General features: G+C 58.9%; 14 protein-coding genes, 1 tRNA gene and 2 pseudogenes. 11 read left to right on the top strand and 6 right to left on the bottom strand.

Going from position 1 to position 18,524, the window contains the following annotated elements; genetic code table 11:
* The first annotated feature begins 11 nt into the window (after nucleotides 1–11).
* The 3 genes from mfd (at nucleotide 12) to CHU71_RS08645 (ending at nucleotide 6,225) form a co-directional block, all read left to right on the top strand.
* Nucleotides 12–3,662, top strand: coding sequence for a transcription-repair coupling factor (mfd, locus tag CHU71_RS08655; protein WP_147760890.1), 3,651 nt, complete (start codon nucleotides 12–14; stop codon nucleotides 3,660–3,662).
* A 302-nt stretch (nucleotides 3,663–3,964) separates the two neighbouring features.
* Entirely contained in the window at nucleotides 3,965–4,924 is a 960-nt protein-coding gene (locus CHU71_RS08650; RefSeq protein WP_147760813.1) for an HNH endonuclease signature motif containing protein, read from the top strand.
* A gap of 275 nt (nucleotides 4,925–5,199) precedes the next feature.
* Nucleotides 5,200–6,225 (top strand): zinc-dependent alcohol dehydrogenase, encoded by a 1,026-nt coding sequence (locus CHU71_RS08645; RefSeq protein ID WP_147760812.1) that lies wholly within the window; start codon nucleotides 5,200–5,202, stop codon nucleotides 6,223–6,225.
* A 38-nt stretch (nucleotides 6,226–6,263) separates the two neighbouring features.
* Here CHU71_RS08645 and CHU71_RS13045 read toward each other — a convergent pair whose 3' ends face one another.
* The 5 genes and pseudogenes from CHU71_RS13045 to CHU71_RS08625 all read right to left on the bottom strand — a co-directional run bounded on the left by CHU71_RS13045 (nucleotide 6,264) and on the right by CHU71_RS08625 (nucleotide 10,985).
* Nucleotides 6,264–6,635: a Dyp-type peroxidase domain-containing protein gene (locus CHU71_RS13045; RefSeq protein ID WP_275415482.1), complete on the bottom strand. Its 372-nt coding sequence runs from the start codon at nucleotides 6,633–6,635 to the stop codon at nucleotides 6,264–6,266.
* Nucleotides 6,569–7,459: a Dyp-type peroxidase gene (locus tag CHU71_RS08640; RefSeq protein WP_255456421.1), complete on the bottom strand. Its 891-nt coding sequence runs from the start codon at nucleotides 7,457–7,459 to the stop codon at nucleotides 6,569–6,571. Before CHU71_RS08640 ends, CHU71_RS13045 begins: the two co-directional genes overlap by 67 nt.
* Nucleotides 7,459–8,532, bottom strand: a pseudogene (gene efeO / locus CHU71_RS08635) (iron uptake system protein EfeO). The gene CHU71_RS08640 and the pseudogene efeO overlap by 1 nt, the downstream one beginning before the upstream one ends.
* A 53-nt stretch (nucleotides 8,533–8,585) precedes the next feature.
* Nucleotides 8,586–9,267: pseudogene (locus CHU71_RS08630) on the bottom strand (FTR1 family protein).
* 218 nt (nucleotides 9,268–9,485) lie between these two features.
* On the bottom strand, nucleotides 9,486–10,985 hold the full coding sequence (locus tag CHU71_RS08625; protein ID WP_147760811.1) for an amino acid permease: 1,500 nt from the start codon (nucleotides 10,983–10,985) through the stop codon (nucleotides 9,486–9,488).
* An 82-nt stretch (nucleotides 10,986–11,067) separates the two neighbouring features.
* Here CHU71_RS08625 and CHU71_RS08620 point away from each other — a divergent pair, with 82 nt between their 5' ends.
* Nucleotides 11,068–11,724 (top strand): MazG nucleotide pyrophosphohydrolase domain-containing protein, encoded by a 657-nt coding sequence (locus CHU71_RS08620; RefSeq protein ID WP_046645431.1) that lies wholly within the window; start codon nucleotides 11,068–11,070, stop codon nucleotides 11,722–11,724.
* On the opposite strand, the gene CHU71_RS08615 is transcribed toward CHU71_RS08620, so the two are convergent.
* Entirely contained in the window at nucleotides 11,721–12,158 is a 438-nt protein-coding gene (locus CHU71_RS08615) for a hypothetical protein (protein ID WP_046645432.1), read from the bottom strand. The two genes, CHU71_RS08620 and CHU71_RS08615, sit on opposite strands and share 4 nt — an antisense overlap.
* Before the next feature lie 208 nt (nucleotides 12,159–12,366).
* On the opposite strand from CHU71_RS08615, the gene CHU71_RS08610 reads away from it, so the two are divergent.
* The 7 genes from CHU71_RS08610 (at nucleotide 12,367) to CHU71_RS08580 (ending at nucleotide 18,447) form a co-directional block, all read left to right on the top strand.
* Nucleotides 12,367–13,158: a lytic murein transglycosylase gene (locus CHU71_RS08610; RefSeq protein ID WP_046645433.1), complete on the top strand. Its 792-nt coding sequence runs from the start codon at nucleotides 12,367–12,369 to the stop codon at nucleotides 13,156–13,158.
* Nucleotides 13,159–13,301: 143 nt separating this feature from the next.
* Nucleotides 13,302–14,579 (top strand): phosphopyruvate hydratase, encoded by a 1,278-nt coding sequence (gene eno / locus CHU71_RS08605; protein WP_005529983.1) that lies wholly within the window; start codon nucleotides 13,302–13,304, stop codon nucleotides 14,577–14,579.
* A gap of 182 nt (nucleotides 14,580–14,761) precedes the next feature.
* The gene (locus CHU71_RS08600) at nucleotides 14,762–15,439 is read left to right on the top strand and encodes a septum formation initiator family protein (RefSeq protein ID WP_147760810.1); all 678 of its coding nucleotides are present in this window, start codon (nucleotides 14,762–14,764) and stop codon (nucleotides 15,437–15,439) included.
* Between the two features lie 87 nt (nucleotides 15,440–15,526).
* Nucleotides 15,527–16,075: a DUF501 domain-containing protein gene (locus CHU71_RS08595; RefSeq protein ID WP_147760809.1), complete on the top strand. Its 549-nt coding sequence runs from the start codon at nucleotides 15,527–15,529 to the stop codon at nucleotides 16,073–16,075.
* 65 nt (nucleotides 16,076–16,140) lie between these two features.
* Entirely contained in the window at nucleotides 16,141–17,097 is a 957-nt protein-coding gene (locus CHU71_RS08590) for a Ppx/GppA phosphatase family protein (RefSeq protein ID WP_147760808.1), read from the top strand.
* An 82-nt stretch (nucleotides 17,098–17,179) separates the two neighbouring features.
* A tRNA-Leu gene (locus CHU71_RS08585) sits at nucleotides 17,180–17,256 on the top strand.
* 348 nt (nucleotides 17,257–17,604) lie between these two features.
* Nucleotides 17,605–18,447, top strand: a complete 843-nt coding sequence (locus CHU71_RS08580; protein ID WP_005529976.1) for a Bax inhibitor-1/YccA family protein — start codon at nucleotides 17,605–17,607, stop codon at nucleotides 18,445–18,447.
* Nucleotides 18,448–18,524: the final 77 nt, after the last annotated feature.

The following is an 18,524-nucleotide window of genomic DNA, read 5'->3' as shown; positions in this document are numbered from 1 at the left end:
TGGCAACGCCGATGCTCGCCGGACTACTCAAGGTCGCGGCTTCCGACCCGAAACTCAAAGGGCTTGCCACCCAGGTAGGCGAGCCACACCTGCACATCACCGGCATCGACCAAGCGCGCCCGTGGGCTATCGGCACGCTGGCGAATCAGGCGCCCGTGCTTGTCGTCACCGCCACCGGCCGTGAGGCCGAGGACCTCACCGCGGAGCTAACCGCGATGATGGGGGACAAGGTTGCCCAGTTCCCGGCGTGGGAAACCCTTCCGCACGAACGCCTTTCGCCCGGCGCGGATATCGTGGGCCGCCGCGCGCAGGTGCTGCACCGCATTGCAGAAGGCAAGCTGCGCGTCGTCGTCACGGCAGCGCGTGGATATAGCCAACCGATCTTGAAAAACGTGGAAGGCCGCAGCCCGATCAGCCTGGCCGAGGACATGGAAATCGAGCTCGAGGCCATCGTCTCCCAGCTGGAGTTTCGTGCCTATAAGCACGTGGACATGGTGGCCAAGCGCGGCGAGTATGCCGTCCGCGGCGGCATCTTGGATGTCTTTCCCACGACGCTCGATTACCCGGTGCGTGTGGAGTTCTGGGGCGATGAAATTACCGATATCAGGCAGTTTTCCGTCGCCGACCAGCGCGCGATTCCAGAGATTGAGGTCGGCGCGGTGGACATCTTCCCGGCGCGTGAGCTTCCGATTACTGACGACGTCGCCAAGCGTGCCCAAGACCTTGCCCTGCAGCACCCGGGCAATGCTGCCCTCGTGGAGCTTTTGACCAAGGTAGGTGAGCATATTCCGGCCGACGGCATGGAGGCGCTGCTTGCAGTGCTTAGCGACGCCCCGCTGGTTACCCTTCCCGAATTCATGCCGGAGGGTACCCACGTGCTGCTGGTCGCGCCGGAAAAGATTCGCACCCGTATTGCGGATCTAGAGTCCACGGACGCGGAATTCTTGGCTGCCGGTTGGGAAGCCGCTGCCATGGGGGCGGATGGTCCTTTGGCTGCTGAAGGCCTGGATACCGAGGCCGCTAGCTACCGTTCCTACGAGTCTTTGGAAGCAACGTGCGCTAACGCGAATTTGCCGCTGTGGACCTTTGCTCCTCCTGGAATGTTCATGGCCGACGAGTCGCAGACCTTGCCGCTCGAGTATGAACCGGGCCCGACGCCACGCGGTGACGTCAAGGAGATCGACGCCATGATGGCGCAGCTGCTCGCGCATACCCGCGATGGCGGCCGTGCGGCGTTTATTGCGCCGGCTCAGGGTGCTATAAAGCGCATGGTGGAACGCTTTGCCGAGAAGGGGATTCGCACCAAGGTCGCAACGCCCGGCTGGGAACCGACCCCGGGTGAGGTCACGCTATACCAGGCGCTCTCGCATGCGGGCCTGGTGTTCCCCAAGGCACGCAGCCAGGGTGGCGCCACCAAGGAGGCCCTGCCGCTGGTTGTGGTGACGGAGACAGACCTGACGGGTAACCGCGTGGGCGACATTGCCGGCGCTAAGCGACGCCCCGCCAAGCGCCGCAACCGCGTCGATCCGCTCGCATTGAAGCAGGGCGATCACGTGGTGCATGAGACCCACGGCATCGGCCGCTTCCTGAAAATGGCTGAGCGCACGATCCAGTCTGGTGACGAGACCTCGCGCCGTGAGTACATCGTCTTGGAATACGCGGCGTCGAAGCGCGGCCAGCCGGCCGATCAGCTCTGGGTGCCGATGGACTCGCTGGACCTGTTGTCGAAGTACACCGGCGGCGAGAAGCCGACGCTGTCCAAGATGGGCGGCTCGGACTGGAAGAACACCAAGAAGAAGGCGCGTGCCGCTGTCCGCGAGATCGCGGGCGAGTTGGTGGAACTTTATGCCAAGCGTCAGGCTTCGCCGGGCCACCAGTTTGCGCCGGATACACCGTGGCAGGCGGAGATGGAAGACAACTTCCCGTACGTCGAGACTGAGGACCAAATGCTGGCCATCGACGCGGTCAAAGAGGACATGGAGTCCACCGTTCCCATGGACCGGGTGGTCGTGGGCGACGTAGGCTACGGCAAGACCGAGGTAGCGGTGCGCGCAGCCTTCAAGGCAGTGCAGGACGGAATGCAGGTGGCGGTTCTCGTACCTACCACTCTGCTTGCGCAGCAGCATGCGGATACCTTCCGCGAACGCATGACGGGTTTCCCGGTCAATATTCAGGTGCTGTCCCGCTTTACGTCGACGAAGGATGCCAAGGAGATTGTCTCCGGCCTGGCAGACGGTTCTGTCGATATCGTCATCGGAACGCATCGCCTGCTGCAAACAGGTGTGCATTGGAAGAACCTGGGCCTCATTGTGGTTGACGAGGAGCAACGCTTCGGCGTCGAGCACAAGGAACACATCAAGGCGCTTAAGGCTTCGGTGGACGTGCTGACGATGTCGGCGACGCCAATTCCGCGCACCCTCGAGATGTCCATGGCGGGTATCCGCGAAATGTCTACTATTCTGACCCCGCCGGAGGACCGCCATCCGGTCCTGACTTATGTGGGTGCCTACGAGGACAAGCAGATTGCCGCGGCCATTCGTCGCGAGCTGTTGCGTGATGGCCAGACTTTCTTCATCCACAACAAGGTCTCTGATATTGAGAAGAAGGCGCGCGAGCTCCGCGAACTCGTGCCAGAGGCCCGCATCGTGGTTGCGCACGGCCAGATGAACGAGGAAGCCCTCGAACAGACCGTGCAGGGTTTCTGGGATCGCGAGTACGACGTCCTGGTTTGTACCACCATCGTGGAGACAGGCTTGGATATCGCGAATGCCAATACGCTCATCGTGGAGAACGCCCACCACATGGGCTTGTCCCAGTTGCATCAGCTGCGCGGGCGCGTGGGTCGTTCCCGTGAGCGCGGCTATGCCTACTTCCTGTACCCGAAGGGCGCCACGCTGACGGAGACTTCCTACGACCGCCTGGCCACCATTGCGCAGAACAATGATCTGGGCGCCGGCATGGCCGTGGCGATGAAGGACTTGGAGATGCGTGGTGCCGGTAACGTGCTGGGTGCCCAGCAGTCCGGTCACATTGCAGGCGTGGGCTTCGACCTGTACGTGCGGTTGGTGGGCGAGGCGGTTGAGACCTTCAAGGCCTTGGCACGTGGCGAGGTTCCCAAGGCCACTGACGACGGCCCGAAGGAGATCCGCATCGACTTGCCAGTCGACGCCCACATCCCTGAGGATTACATCAACTCTGAGCGTTTGCGCTTGGAGGTCTACCGTAAGTTGGCGGCGTCCAAAGACAATGCGGACCTGCAGCTGGCAGTGGAGGAGATGGAGGATCGCTACGGCCCGCTGCCGCAGCCGGTTACTCGTTTGCTTGCGGTAGCACGCTTGCGCCACCAGGCCCGCCGCGCCGGCGTCTCGGACATCACGGTCCAAGGCACGCGCATCAAGGTCCACCCAGTGGAGCTGCCAGACTCCAAGCAGGTTCGTCTCAAGCGCCTGTTCCCCGGCTCGAACTACCGCGCCGCAGCTAAGGCTATTCAGCTCAACTTCCCGAAGGCCGGCCGCAACGTCACGGACCCGAAGCTACGCGACGTCGAGCTGCTGCAGTGGGTCGCGGACTTCCTGTCGCAGATGTTCGACATCGATCAGGCGGACGTCACCGGCGGCAAGACCCCGCGGAAGATGGGCAACGTTATTTCCGTGAGCGAGTAGCGCTTTCTAGAAGTTGCGCAGGAACGACAGCGTGCTCAGTGCAAAGAGTATCGCCGGGCCCGCAAACAGCGGTCCAAGCCCGGCCTCGCTGGCCGCGGCGAAGAGCGAATCCATAACGCTATCCTTTCAGTCCGCCGATTGATAGTGGGCCTTCAAGCTAACCGAGGCCACCGGCACGCTCGCGCCGAAATGCGCGGACCTGCACGTTTATCCCCTCGTTACCCCTGTTCGAATACCCCTGTTCGACAAATACATTGGACAATCGGTTGCAGGCTTTCCGATGCCTCCTTAACCTCCGTGGCATGACCGTCTCCATCTTCGATGCTCTTGCTCTCGGCGTCGATTCTCTCAAGGAAGCCGCTGGCCTCACCGTGGCTGAACTCCGCGACCGCGGCCTAACACTCGCCGACGCCAAGTTCATCCACCCCTTGGCCGCCGTCTACTGGCGCACTAAGCCCAAAGGCATCGCCGAGGCCCGCAAGGCCGCCCGCGCTGCCGGCCATTCCCTGCGCGTGCTCGCCCGCATCGAGGTGCTCGCCGCGCGCTGCGACGACCCCAACGCCGCCCGCGTGACCTTGTGTGGCACGGCGGAGACCAAGCTCGATGAGGTCGGCGCGCAGCTTGCCAAGCCGAAGACCCGCGTGGAGTCCGCCCGCCATACCTATGGCAAAGACGGCTGGCACCGTTTGGTGATTAACACCCAAGACCCGTGGCTGATGGACATGCTCGGCGCGCTGCCCGGCGACGACCTGCTCGACGGGTTCAAACAGTTCGTCGCTGGCGGGGAGCAAATTCAGGCCCCAGCCCGTGCTGCGCACGTAGTTATTCGTCTCGACGAGCATGAGGAGTACCTCGCTGAGGGCAAGCTTATTCGCGCCACGGACGGGACGGTGCGCCCGGCGCGCCTATTGGCTCAGGAAAAGCTGGCCGAGGTCGGCTACGTCACGTTGGTGACCAATTGGGGCGAGCCGGTGGATTGTTTTAAGTCGACGCCGATCTTCAACGAGAAGCAAACACTCATGGCGTTTGCGCTGCATCCGCAGTGTATTCACCCAGGATGTGTGACCCCGGCTCTGTTGTGCGAGCGTGACCACTTCATCCCGCGGAACAAGGGCGGTGACACGAACGTCGCGAATCTTGTGCCGTTATGCCGTTTCCATAACGGACGCAAGGCCGACGAAGATTCGTATACCCGCGATGCCGAGGGCAATTACTGGTACGTCACGCCCTACGGCAAGCGCTACCTCTGCACCGTGGACTAACCCCCACAAACGACAACCCGGCCGCGGCCGGGGCGATTCGGCATGCCTTCGCGCGGTATGGGGAAACGACCGCGGTTAATGAAATAGGTATTCATTTATGCAGGTCGGGGGTAAAAATGCAATCTTTGCAGACTGAATGCTCTATATCACTCATCGCGTCGGATTCGTGTTAATTCACAGATTTGCGGAATTTGCAGCGGGGTAGAGCGGTTCACGCGCGCGGGCGAGATTTCTAGTCTGGGTGACGTCATCGACCCGTAGTAAAGGAGTACATAATGAGTGATACATTCACCGCCGCTGTCGTCGAAGAATTCGGACCTACTCTGAATATCCGTGAGGCGGATCTTCCGGAACCGGGGCGCAACCAAGCGCTCGTGCGTAACCTTGCGTCGGGCATCTGCCACACGGACGTCCACGCCGCGGAAGGCGACTGGCCGGTTAAGCCGGAGCCAGCCTTCATCCCGGGGCACGAGGGTGTGGGCGAAGTGGTCAAGCTGGGACCAGGCGAGCACACCGTCGAGGTAGGCGATATCGTGGGCAACGTCTGGCTGTGGTCCGCGTGTGGTGTGTGCGAGAAGTGCCGCACCGGCTGGGAAACGCTGTGTGACGAGGCGGAATATGGCGGCTACACCGTGGACGGCTCGTTTGGCGAGTACATGCTCGTGGACACCCGCTACTGCGCACGCATTCCGGAAGGCTCGGACCCGATCGAGGTCGCGCCGATTCTCTGCGCTGGCGTCACGGTTTACAAGGGGCTCAAGGTCTCAGAGACGCGCCCGGGCCAGTTCATGGTCATCTCCGGCATCGGTGGACTGGGACACATCGCGGTGCAATACGCCGTCGCCATGGGCATGCGCGTCATCGCGGTGGATATCTCAGAAGAGAAGCTAGCGCTGGCGAAGAAGCACGGCGCCGAGTACACCGTCAACGCCAAGGAAGCGGACCCGGCCGAGGCCGTTACTGAGTACACCAAGGGCGGCGCCCACGGCGTGCTCGTTACGGCCGTCCACCCGCAGGCGTTCGGCCAGGCCATCGGCATGGCGCGCAAGGGCGGCACCATCGTCTTCAACGGCCTGCCGCCGGGAGAGTTCCCCGCGCCCATCTTCGACATCGTATTCAAGGGCCTCACCATCCGCGGCTCGCTCGTGGGTACACGCCAGGATCTCGAGGAGGCGCTCGACTTCTACGCCCGCGGCATGATTAAGCCGACGGTCGAGGAAGTCAAGCTCAACGAGGTCAACGAGGTCTTCGAGGGGCTTATCAAGGGCGGCATCGAAGGCCGCCGCGTCATTCGCTATTAGGGCGGAGTCCGCGCCGCACGAACGCGGCGCGGACGCATCTAGGCCGTGGCCTCGAACAGCGTGCGGCCCCACCAGTCGTCTTCGCCGGTGGTGCCCGGAGGGCAGGCGAAGATGGAGGAGGACTCGTAGCGCACGTATTCGTTCATCTTATCCGACTTTGCCAGCTTGGACTGGATCGGGATGAAGCGTTGCTCAGGCGAGTTCACGATGGACACGAAGAATAGGCCCGCATCGAGGTGTCCGAAGTCGTCGATTCCATCCGTGAAGTTGTACGCGCGGCGCAGCATGCGCGCGCCCTGGTTTTCCTGATGGCTCGCTAAGTGCGAGTGTGCCGTCAGCGGAATCACCGGGCCAGAAGTGCCGTGGTATTCGTCCAATGGCAGCTCGTCGAATTCGTCGCTGCGGCCCAGGGGAGCGCCGCTGCCCTTGGAGCGTCCAAAGGTCTCCTCTTAGTCGGCAAGTACCTGGCGGTCCCAGTTTTCCAGGAGCATGCGGATGCGGCGAAAGTACCGCCGTCAAACCACGAGTCGGTCCCAGAGACCCACACGTGTTCGTTGACGATGTCCTGATCTTCAGCCTTGATGTTGTTCGTACCGTCTTTGAATCCAAAGAGGTTGCGCGGCGTTTGCTGGCCGCGCGTGGTGGCAGTGGCGTGGCCGAATCCTAGCTGGGACCATTTGTATTCCACGACTCCGCTGCCAGCGCGCGCCAGGTTGCGGATGGCGTGGATAGCCACCTGCGGGTTGTCAGAGCACGCCTGGATGGCGATGTCGCCGGAGAACTTCGGCAAGTCTTTGAGCTCTTTCGGACGCGCCGACCCCAGGCCAAAGCGATCGTTGAAAAGCGAAGGCCCAAACCTAATGGTGATCGTGAGGTTCGCAGGCTCCAAGTCATAGGCCTCGCCGGTGTCCTTCGGCACCGAGTGCTGGCCGACGTCCTCAATCGTCTCATCCACTGTGGTCTCGCCGCGGGTCATGCGGCGCGCCATAGCGGTCCACTTCTTGAGCAGCTCCTCCAACTCAGAGCGCTCCTTAGTCACCACGTTAAAAGCCGCGAAGTGCATGCGGTCCTGCTGGGCCGTGGTGATGCCCGCCTGGTGCTCGCCGTCGAACTTGATGGCAGCGTCGCCAGAAGTGGTACCGGCAGAATTAGTCGCGCAACCAGCCACAAGCGTGGTGGCGCCCAAAGCGGATGCGCCCGTCAGAAATGCGCGGCGGCTGAATGCGAATGACATTATTTAGCCACAACTTCCTGGACGGTGGAGACCTTCTCAGTCAGGACATCGAGGGCGTCGGAAAGCTCCTTGTACTTGTCCAGCAGAGTCTGCACCTTCTCGAAGCGCTCATTGATCAGCAGCTGTGGATCGCGCTCATTGAGAGCCTTCTCCAGGGAGGCGATGGCTGCTTTCGAGCCGTCCAGGTTGGCCTGGAAGTCATAGAGGTCGGTGTGGGAGAAGATGTCTTCTTCACCGGCGATCTTCGAGGTTGCAATCTCGTCCAACAGGCCCTGGGCGCCGGAGGCAATCTGAACCGGAGTCAGAGTGTAATCGTCGGCTGCGACGCCGTCGACAAGCTCAGCGATGTCCTTCTTGAGCTGGGCGGCATCCTTCTTGGTCTCGTCGGTGATCTTCCTGTTCACCCACAGATCCTTCTCAATCTTGTGGAAGCCGGTCCAGGTGTCGCCCTCTTCGATGTCGGCCTCGCGCAGGTCGATGCGCGGGTCGAGGTCATCTGGGAAGGACTCCGCCACGGGCTCGATGCGCTCGTATGGGGTGCGGGCAAGCGCGAAGAGCTCCTTGGATCTTTCAAGGTCGCCTGCCTCGATGGCGGCAACGAACTCGTCTACCTGGCCCTACAAGTTATTGGTTTGGGAGCGGACGTAGGAGATGTAACCGTCAACAGCCTGGGTCAGAACCTCATCCTCGGTGGCGGCAACTGCCTCGCCGGTGACGTTGAGCTTCTGGGAAATGCCGTCGCCCACCATGCCTGGCTTACAGGTCAGGGTGTACTCGCCCGGATCGGTGATCTGCACAACCAGCTTGCGGGTAGCACCCGAGCCGATGTTCTCGACCTCACCAACCACGCGGCCGCCAGAGGTGTAGACGTAAAACTCAGTGGTCTTCTTGCTGTTGTTCGTCACGTCGAACGAGGAGGTACCAGTGGTGGCCTCGGCTCCGGAGACCTCACAGGACTCGTCGGAGGCGGTGACGGTGAAGTTGGTGGACTCTGCCTCGTCGACCTTGTCCGCACACGCGGAAAGGCTCAGTAGGGCAGCGGTGCCGGCGACGGCAGCGAGAATGCGCTTCATTGGGTTTGTTCTCCTTGGTTTAAAAAATTGTGAGGCGATGAGATAGAAAAGTGTTAGTGCGCCATGCTTTGCGTGTCTGCTTGCTGCTGCTTAGCTGGCTTTGGCGCTGGGGCAGGGCGGAGGAAGAGATACATGGCGACGACGAGATAGACCGCCCATGCGATCATGGACAGCAAGGTCGGCGCCGGCACGAGGTTGAAGATTCCTTCGATCAAGGTCGCAAGTGCAGTGCCAGGCGCAATGACGTTAGAGATGTCGAAGGCGAGTGTGTGCAGGCCCGGCAGCAGGCCAGCTTCCTGCAAGTCCGTGATGCCATAGCGCAGGATGCCCGCAGCCACGACGACCAGCAAGATGCCGGTGACTTTAAAGAAGGTGCCGAGGTTGATGCGCACTGCGCCGTAGTACATCGCTACGGCTACGGCTACGGCGATGAGGATGCCTAGGGAAAGGCCGAGCGCCGGCGTCATGGTGGAGCCGTAGGCAAAGGTATCGAACACCAGCAGCGCTGTCTCGATGCCCTCGCGGACCGCGGCCATGAATGCCAGGACGAAGACGAAACCCGCGCCCACTGCGATGGCCGCCTCCAGCTTTCCCTCGAGTTCTGCCTTCATGTTCTTCGAAGCACCGCGCATCCACAGCAGCATGTAGGTGACCAACGCCACTGGCGACGCCGACCCACACCCACCGCATATGGTCCTTACGGCCGGACTTGGCTAGGTAGGCGGCGAGGATCATAACGACCATGGCTGCTTCAAGACCTTCGCGCAGGCCGATGAGCAAGTTAGCAAAAAGCAGCAATTTCTTTCAGGGCAGTGACGAAGGGACGGTGTTCCGCCACTTGAATTATCTAACCAAGGTAAGGCTAACTTGAAATTTATTTGGCGTGATTTGGCGCAAAAAGAAAAGAGGCAACTCACACGTCGTGTGGCTACCCCTTTTAGGAGTTAAGAAGCTTAGAGTGCCAGACTGCCGGTGCTCAGACCCCAAATCGCAGCGATCGCGCCGATGAAGACGATGGCCACGACGCACCATTCAAATGCGTTGAAGACGCGCTCCTTCTTATACAGGCGCGTTCCCACGTAAGGGATAAGACCTGGAATAACGGCGAGCGCACCGAGCAAGACATAAACCAGGTCGGCGGCGTAGATAAGCCACAGCGAGTAAACGAATGCGATGGCGCCGATGACGATATGACGGCGGTTTTCCCGCTTCGAGATTTCCGGGCCCGAAAGATCGAACTTCACACCTGCGTGCGGGTGTGAAAGGCCCTTGCCGCGGATACCCAGTAAAAGCAGGTAGAGCGAGGTGAAGATATAAGGCAGCAGGTACATGATTGTGGCCAGCTGCACCATGGCGTTATATGAGGTCTCATTCAAGAAGAACACGATGATGAAGACCTGAATAACAGCGGTGGAGATAAACTGCGCTACCCATGGGGCGCCGGCCACGTTGATGGTGCCGATCTTGCGAGGCAGCAGGCCGTCGATAGCCATCATTACGATGGGCTCAGCACACAGCATCTGCCAAGACACGTAAGCGCCCAGCACAGAAAGGCAGAGGCCGATGGAGATAAAAGCCGCGCCCCATGGGCCGACGACAGCCTCTAGTACGGAAGCCATGGAGTTATCCGGCAATGCTGCCAGTTCAGCTTGGGAGAGCACGCCGAATGACAAGGTGGAGACCGAAACCAAAAGCGCCAGCACGGAGAAGAAACCGATGACGGTGGCACGGCCGACGTCGTTGCGGGAGCGGGCCTGCTTGGAGTAGACGGAGGCGCCCTCTACACCGATGAATACCCACACGGTGTAGAGCATGATGCCCTGAATCTGCTCAAAGACGGTTGAGCCGGAGTCCTCGCCCCAGAAATCAAAGGTGAACTTATCCCAGCTAAAGCCGAGGAAAGCAATGAAGACCATGAAGGCCAGAATCGGCACTATCTTGGCAATCGAGGTCACCATGTTCATCACAGCGGCCTGCTTAATGCCGCGCGTCAAAACTGCAAAAATGGCCCAAGACATTACCGACACTGCGATGGCGGAGGCCCAGCGATGATCGGCGTCGAAAAGCGGCACATAGTGGCCCACGGTGTTAAAGAAGAGTGTGGCATACCCCACCTGTGCGATTACGGAGCCAATCCAGTAGCCCCAGCCTGCGGTAAAGCCGATGAAATCACCTAGGCCCGCGCGGGCGTAGGAGTACACACCGGAGTCGAGGTGTGGCTTGCGGTGCGCCAAGTACTGGAACACGAACGCGACAGAGAGCATGCCCACGCCGGCGATGAGCCAACCGATGAGCATTGCGCCGGGACCTGCAACCGAGGCGATGTTTTGAGGGAGCGAGAATATTCCACTGCCCACGGTGGAGCCGATAATCAAGGCGACGAGAGTCCACAGAGTCACCGTGTGATTGCGCGATGACTCGGCGTTCGCCGGGGAGGAAGTAGTGGAGGTCATTCGACTAAAATACCCCGCAAAAGCCACGGAGCGAAGTCAGCATTTAAAACCTGATTACTAAACTGCCCTATACTTTGTGGCCATGACTGTTCTGCTGCTCGATGAACGCTGGCCCACGATGATTCCGATGGAGGCCCAGGGCTTGCTCTTGGGTCCAGTTTCATTTACGGGTGAAGTTCCAGTGCGTGTGCGATGGAACTTCAGCGATCTCCTTTCGGGAGAGGATCCAACCGGGCTCGGGCTGCTCGTTTCTACCGACGCGCACGACGAAGAAGTAGAAGCGCGCCTGGCGGCAGGCGAAAAACTGATTGAGGCGCCCTCGCGCCAGGATCCGATGCTTCAAGCCCGCGAAGCGATGATGCAAGCGGTGCGGATAGGGCAGTGGGAGCGGGCGCAGACTCATGAAAGCCTTTTGCCGTACTTGGCGGAAGAATCTCAAGAGTTTGCGGAGGCGGTCCGGGAACGCGCGGGGGATGAAGAATTGTGCAAGGAGCTTGGCGACGTCCTTCTGCAAGTTCTCTTCCATGCCGAGCTCGCCTCGCGGCGAGGCGCGTTTACGCTTGACGACGTCGCGGCTTCCTTCGTGACCAAACTTCGCTCGCGCGCACCGTATCTTTTTGATGGAACCCGTGAGCTAGTCGACGTCGAAAAGCAAGAGCTCCTGTGGGCAGAAGGAAAGGCCCGCGAGAAGTCGCAAGCCTTGGGTTTAGACTCCGGAAATTTGGAATCGGAGTCTTAAAGCTTCGGCAGGTTCAGGGTGGAGGAGAGCATTGGCAGGTAGTCCGAAATCTGGGATGACAGGCCGGTGCCGCCGGTGAGCAGGGTGTCCTGCTTGACGATGCCGCAAGCCAGTGCGCGGTCGGCGGTCAGGCCGGAGTACTTGATGGCTGCGATAGTCAGCGGGGAGATCTGAGCCTTCCGCTCGCCACCGAGATTCTGCAGGTTGTGTGCGAGTTGATTGCGGGTGGTGTTTTCATCGAGCAAAACGCCCGGGGTGTTCTGATCAATTAGTGTCAGGGCGGTGCGGACGGTGCCGCAGTCGGCTCCGGAGATGAGCTGCGCTGCGAGGCTGTTGATGTCGCCCAGCAGGTTCTGGGCCTGTGCAGCAGCCGGAGTGGCGGTGCCAAGGGCGATGGTGGCCAGGGCTGCGGCGGCGATTCGGCGGATGTTCATGTGACTCCTTCGGGAGGGGAAATGCGGGTTGAGTAAGAGGAGGGTTAGGAAAAAATCCAGACTTAACAGGGTTACTGTAGCGCAAAATGTTACGGGTGTGAATATAGCGACATAATTTTTGCTAGTTTGCTGGATTTCTTCTGGGAGGATGCTCTCTGTCGAAGTGTCAGGTGGGGCAGGGATGTGTTGCCCGTTAAGATTGCTACCCATGACTAAGCGGCTGCGGAAACTCGGGGGCTGCGGCCTAGCCGCAGTCCTCGCTGTGGTCGTTATCGTTTCCCTTGTGGGCTGGGTTCTCTCCGCATTGGGCAAGCCAGCGACCTTGAAACAGCTGCAACCCGTGCCAGATGCCATGCCACCGTTGGCGGGAATGGCGGTACCCGATATCGACGTGCACGCTGAGGGGCGTACAGCCGACAAACTAACGTATTGGTCCTCCCAACTGGAAGCTGAAACCGGTATCTCCGGTCAAGCGTTGCGGGCCTATGGAAATGCAGAGCTTATTGCTCGTGACGCATGGCCAGAATGCAATCTTCACTGGACGACCCTTGCGGGGCTGGGATGGGTGGAGACCCGCCACGGCACATACAACGGAAACTGGTTCCGTCCGTCGAAGTTGGATGAGAATGGCTATCCCGATCCGCCGATTATTGGCATTGCGTTGGATGGAACGAATGGGACGGCCCATACGCCGGATACCGATGGTGGGCATTTTGATGGCGATGCCGAGTTTGATCGCGCAGTTGGCCCGCTCCAATTCATCCCTTCCTCGTGGGAACATGTCGGCCGTGACGCAAACGGGGATGGTGTAGCCGATCCCAACCAAATCGACGATGCAGCACTCGGTGCGGCGGCACTCTTATGCTTTGGTGGAAGAAATTTGTCGGTTCCTGAAGATTGGCGTGCAGGCGTACTTAATTACAACCAGTCGGAGGACTACCTGCGACGCGTGGCTGCTGCAGCCAATGCTTATTCGATTCCGCAGCCCGCTGCTTCGTAGAAAAAATCACGTTTTAGCTCACTATGTGACTTTCTGTCCGACACGTTCCGAAGTTTTCTGGAACAATTGGCGGCAGGTGATTTGGGGCAAGAAACCCAAAGCACATATCTAAACCAATTTGGCTCAATAGGAGTGAAAGCAGCATGGCTGACATCATCCACGTATTTGCTCGAGAGATTCTTGATTCCCGCGGTAACCCGACCGTCGAGGCAGAGGTTTTCCTTGATGACGGTGCACACGGCGTAGCCGGCGTCCCGTCTGGTGCTTCCACAGGTGTTCACGAGGCACACGAGCTTCGTGACGGTGGCGAGCGCTACCTGGGCAAGGGCGTTCTCAAGGCTGTTGAGAACGTCAACGAAGAGATCGCTGACGAGATTGCTGGCTTCGAGGCCGACGACCAGCGCCTCATCGACCAGGCCCTCATTGCCCTCGACGGCACCGAGAACAAGTCTCGCCTCGGCGCAAACGCCATCCTGGGTGTTTCCATCGCTGCTGCTAAGGCTGCTGCTGAGTCCGCAGCCCTACCGCTTTACCGTTATATCGGCGGCCCGAACGCCCACGTTCTTCCAGTTCCAATGATGAACATTGTTAACGGTGGCGCACACGCTGACTCTGGCGTTGACGTTCAGGAGTTCATGATTGCTCCAATCGGTGCTGAGTCCTTCGCAGAAGCACTGCGCATGGGCGCTGAGGTTTACCACTCCCTGAAGTCCGTCATTAAGGAAAAGGGACTGTCCACCGGTCTCGGTGACGAGGGCGGCTTCGCACCAGAAGCTGAGTCCACCAAGGCTGCTCTGGACCTTATCGTTGAGGCAATCAAGAAGGCTGGCTTCGAGCCAGGCAAGGACATTGCCCTGGCACTCGACGTTGCTTCCTCTGAGTTCTTCAAGGACGGCAAGTACCACTTCGAGGGTGGCGAGCACACCGCTGAGGAGATGGCCAAGGTTTACGAGGAGCTCATCAACGAGTACCCAATCGTCTCCATCGAGGATCCGTTGCAGGAGGATGACTGGGAGGGCTACACCAAGCTCACCGCAACCATTGGTGACAAGGTCCAGATTGTTGGCGACGACTTCTTCGTCACCAACCCAGCCCGTCTGGCTGAGGGCATCGAGAAGAAGGCTGCTAACGCTTTGCTCGTGAAGGTTAACCAGATCGGTACCCTGACTGAGACCTTCGACGCTGTCGAGTTGGCTCACCGCAACGGCTACCGCACCATGATGTCTCACCGCTCCGGTGAGACCGAGGACACCACCATCGCTGACCTTGCAGTGGCACTGAACTGTGGCCAGATCAAGACTGGTGCACCGGCTCGTTCCGAGCGCGTTGCTAAGTACAACCAGCTGCTGCGCATCGAGCAGGAGCTCGGCGAGGGCGCTGTCTACGCAGGCCGCTCCGCATTCCCTCGCTTTCAGGGCTAATTCCTCGGGGCTAGCGCCCCAGAGTTAATTGCCTTTGAGCGTTAACGACGCCGCCGTCCGCAGGTAATTCCTCCCATTCAAGGAGGGACCGCCGCGGGCGGCGCTTCTTTTTGTGAGAATTTACTCCAATCACACGCGCGTCACCCGTTTCAAACAGTGCCCGCCGCTAGGATAGGAACCCTATGGCACGCCAGAATCACACTTCCAAGAAATCCCGGACCACTGTTCCAGTGGTTTCGCGTGCCACTAGACAGCGAGAAGCCGCGGCTAAGGCGAAAGCCAAGGGGGCGTCGCAACGCATTAAGTCAATGGGCCGCATGGATATTGTTGGCTTTGCCGTAATTCTCGTGGTTGTGCTAATCGTGCTGCTCACCATCGCGGTGCCATTGCGCAACTATTATCACGTGCGTTCTGAAACAGCCCGGCTCGAGCGATCCATTGCCGCAAAGCAAGCGGAAAAGGAAGAGCTGCTGGAAGAGATTGATAAGTACCGCTCCGAGGACTACTTGCAGCAGGAAGCGCGTCGCCGTTTTGGCGTTATTGCGGAGGGCGAGACCGCATACCGCATCATGGATAACCGGATGAATCACAACAATACGGTGACTACCGACAAGCTGAGCGATGTAGATTCTCGTCCGTGGTATGAAATTCTTTGGGGGTCTATCTCTGAAGATGAAGACGCAAGCGTGACGGGGTCGACAAACACCGATCCAGGACACCTGCCGACGGTTGCGCCGTCGTCTGGCCCGGAGGCAGTACCGGGGCAGGAAGTCCCTGCTGGCGACGGTGAGCCTGCAGTTCCAGGAGCTCCCGTAGCGCCGGCAGCTCCCGCAGCGCCGGCAGCTCCTGCAGCGCAGTAGCGCTTTGTAGCCTACAACCGTGGAGTTTTGTGGTCGCAGTGAATCCTAAGCGTCTTAGAGTTGCACTGGCATGAGACAATAACGGTCATGATCGTCAACGATGCAGATCTCGAAATTGTTAAAGAGCAACTTGGCCGCGCTCCGCGTGGTGTGCTCGACATTGCTTATCGCACACCGGACAACCAGCCGGCCGTGGTGAAGACTTCCCCAAAGCTACCTGACGGCACGCCATTTCCTACCCTCTACTACTTGACTGACCCGCGCCTGACTGCGGAGGCTTCGCGCCTCGAGGTAGCGCACGTCATGAAGTGGATGGAAGCTCGATTGGCAGAGGATAAGGAACTAGCTGAAGATTACAAGCGTGCGCACGAGTATTTCCTCGCTAAGCGCAACGAAATCGAGGACCTAGGAACCACCTTTTCCGGCGGTGGCATGCCTGATCGCGTGAAGTGTCTCCACGTGCTCATCGCATATGCCCTCGCTGAGGGGCCACATCACTTCCGTTTGGGCACGGAGGCAGTTGCATTGGCAGCAGACCACGGCCGACTGCGTGGTACTGCTATTCCGCAAGATTGGCCCACCATCGAGGAGCTCGGTATCGACTTGAGCCAGTTCGATTTCTCGAACGCCGAGTAGCACACGCGTAATAAGAACCCCGTTGCTGCCAACGCACACTTAATTTTTGAAGGGAAAGAGTTTCAATGACTCGCGTCGCCGCCGTTGATTGCGGAACCAACTCAATTCGGCTCCTCATCTGTGAGGTTCAGGAAGACGGAAAGATTCGTGACATCGTACGCACGATGGAAATCGTCCGCTTAGGCCAAGGAGTTGACGCAACAGGGGAGTTCGCTGCTGAAGCTCTGGAGCGTACTCGCGTGGCGCTCGAAGGCTACGTCCAGCAGATGAAGTTCGAGAATGTCAAACGTGTGCGCATGGTGGCTACATCCGCTACGCGAGATGTAAAGAACCAGCGTGAATTCTTCGACATGGCGGCGCAGCTGCTTGGCCAAATCCAACAAGGGGCACAGGCTGAGGTCATCACCGGCGAAGAAGAGGCTTTGTTGTCTTTCAAGGGAGCGGTCACTGACTTGGCGTCACACAAGGGACCATTTTGCGTCATCGATCTCGGCGGCGGTTCTACCGAGTTCGTGGTGGGAACAGCAGAAGGTGAGATCCTGGGTGCGCACTCAGCACAGATGGGTTGTGTTCGCTTGACTGAGCGCATCATGAGGACGGATCCGCCGACGGAAGCAGAGATTGAGATCGCTGCTGACTACGTGGAACAGCGTATGCAGGAAGTAGAGAAGATCGTTCCGATTTCGGACGCACAGACCTTTGTGGGCTGTGCTGGTACCTTCACCACTCTGTCAGCCTTGGCACAGGGTCTAGAGCGCTACGACGCCGATGCTATCCATGGTTCTGAGCTACGCTTTGATGCGCTGCGTGTGCTGACGCGTCAATTGATGGACGTGCCTTCCGACGTCCGCGCGCTTAACCCAGTCATTCATCCTGGTCGTGCCGATGTTATTGGTGGCGGATCGGTGGCCGTTGAGGGAATTATCCGAATGATTGAACGTAACAGTGATGCAAAGTCCTTCTTCATTAGTGAGAAGGACATCCTCGATGGGATCGTTGCCGGTATTGTGGCTGACCTGTAAGTATCGCTAACGCCATCCCTCTCGGGTACCCCACTGTCGGCGTGTGCATGTGGGGTGCCTTAAAATAGGAGCACACCTTAAAGCCCCTATAGCCCAATCGGCAGAGGCAGTTGACTTAAAATCAATTCAGTGTGGGTTCGAGTCCCACTGGGGGCACCAAATTTGTAGGTCATGGGCTTTTGTCCATGACCTTTTGCTCTGCAGAACCAGTTTGCATTTGTGCGCTAAACCTGTCATTTCGTGAATTGGGTGAGGTGGGACGTCGGAAAGCGCGTGCGCAATGAACCCCAAGCGTAACGATAAGTGAAACCCGGGATTTCGATTCCCCGAGGCACTGCAAAATAGTTCAAAGTAAAACCGTACGGCTGGGAACTTTTGAAGTATTGCACGCGTTGAACTTAGTGGAATCTTAAATAAAACCGCTTGGCCCATATGGTGCGTGATTACTGTTAGGCTGGGCGTTCGCTAACCCTAGTGACTAAACCTGTGAAAGGAATCGGTACCTTAATGCGTTCAAGCAACCCGGTAATGAACTCTTTGACGAAGAGTCAAGGAACTTCTACCAATCCGTTCGGTAACAACAACCCTTACGATGCTGGCCAGAATGTAAACTCATTTGGCCAGCAGGGATATGGACAATCAGCCGGTCAGACTTCTGAGCGACCAATGACTGTCGACGACGTTGTTACTAAGACCGGCATTACGCTCGCGGTGTTGATCGTCTTTGCAGTTGCCAACTTCTTCATCGGCACTCAGGTCAACTATGGTGCGGCAATCTTGTTGACTGTAGTTGGTGGCTTGGGTAGCTTCATCGTCACGCTAATTGCTGCGTTTAGTAAGAAGTTCGGCTCTGCGCCGCTGACGCTTACCTACGCTGTACTCGATGGTTTCTTTGTTGGTGGCTTCTCGCTTCTGTTTGCTGGCGTTAACGTTGCCGGTTCTGACGGTATGGCACTTATCGGCCAAGCAATCATGGGTACCGTTGGCGTATTCATCGGCATGCTTGTCATCTACAAGACTGGCGCTGTGAAGGTCACCCCGAAGTTCAACAAGATCATGTTCGGTCTTATCGCTGGTGTGGCGGTTCTGGCTCTGGGTAACTTCATCGGTGCTATCTTCTTCGGGTTTAGCCCACTGCGCGATGGCGGCGCGATTGCCATCATCTTCTCTTTGGTCTGCATCGTGCTTGCAGCGATGTCCTTCCTTACGGACTTCGACCACGCTGACCGTCTCATCCGACTTGGCGCTCCGTCCAAGACTGCATGGGGCGTTGCACTCGGCCTGACTGTCACCTTGGTCTGGCTCTACACTGAGATTCTGCGCCTGCTGTCCTATTTCCAAGACCGCTAACGGTGTTCTGAATAAAGTAGCTTTTCTTAGACCCCAGCTTCCAAGGCGAGCCCTTGGCGGCTGGGGTTTCTTATATG

Source organism: Corynebacterium sp. LK14 (genome assembly GCF_008042215.1).
Classification (GTDB): domain Bacteria; phylum Actinomycetota; class Actinomycetes; order Mycobacteriales; family Mycobacteriaceae; genus Corynebacterium; species Corynebacterium striatum.
The sequence above is the reverse complement of the archived record's forward strand: the minus strand, read 5'-3'. Positions and strand labels throughout refer to the sequence as shown.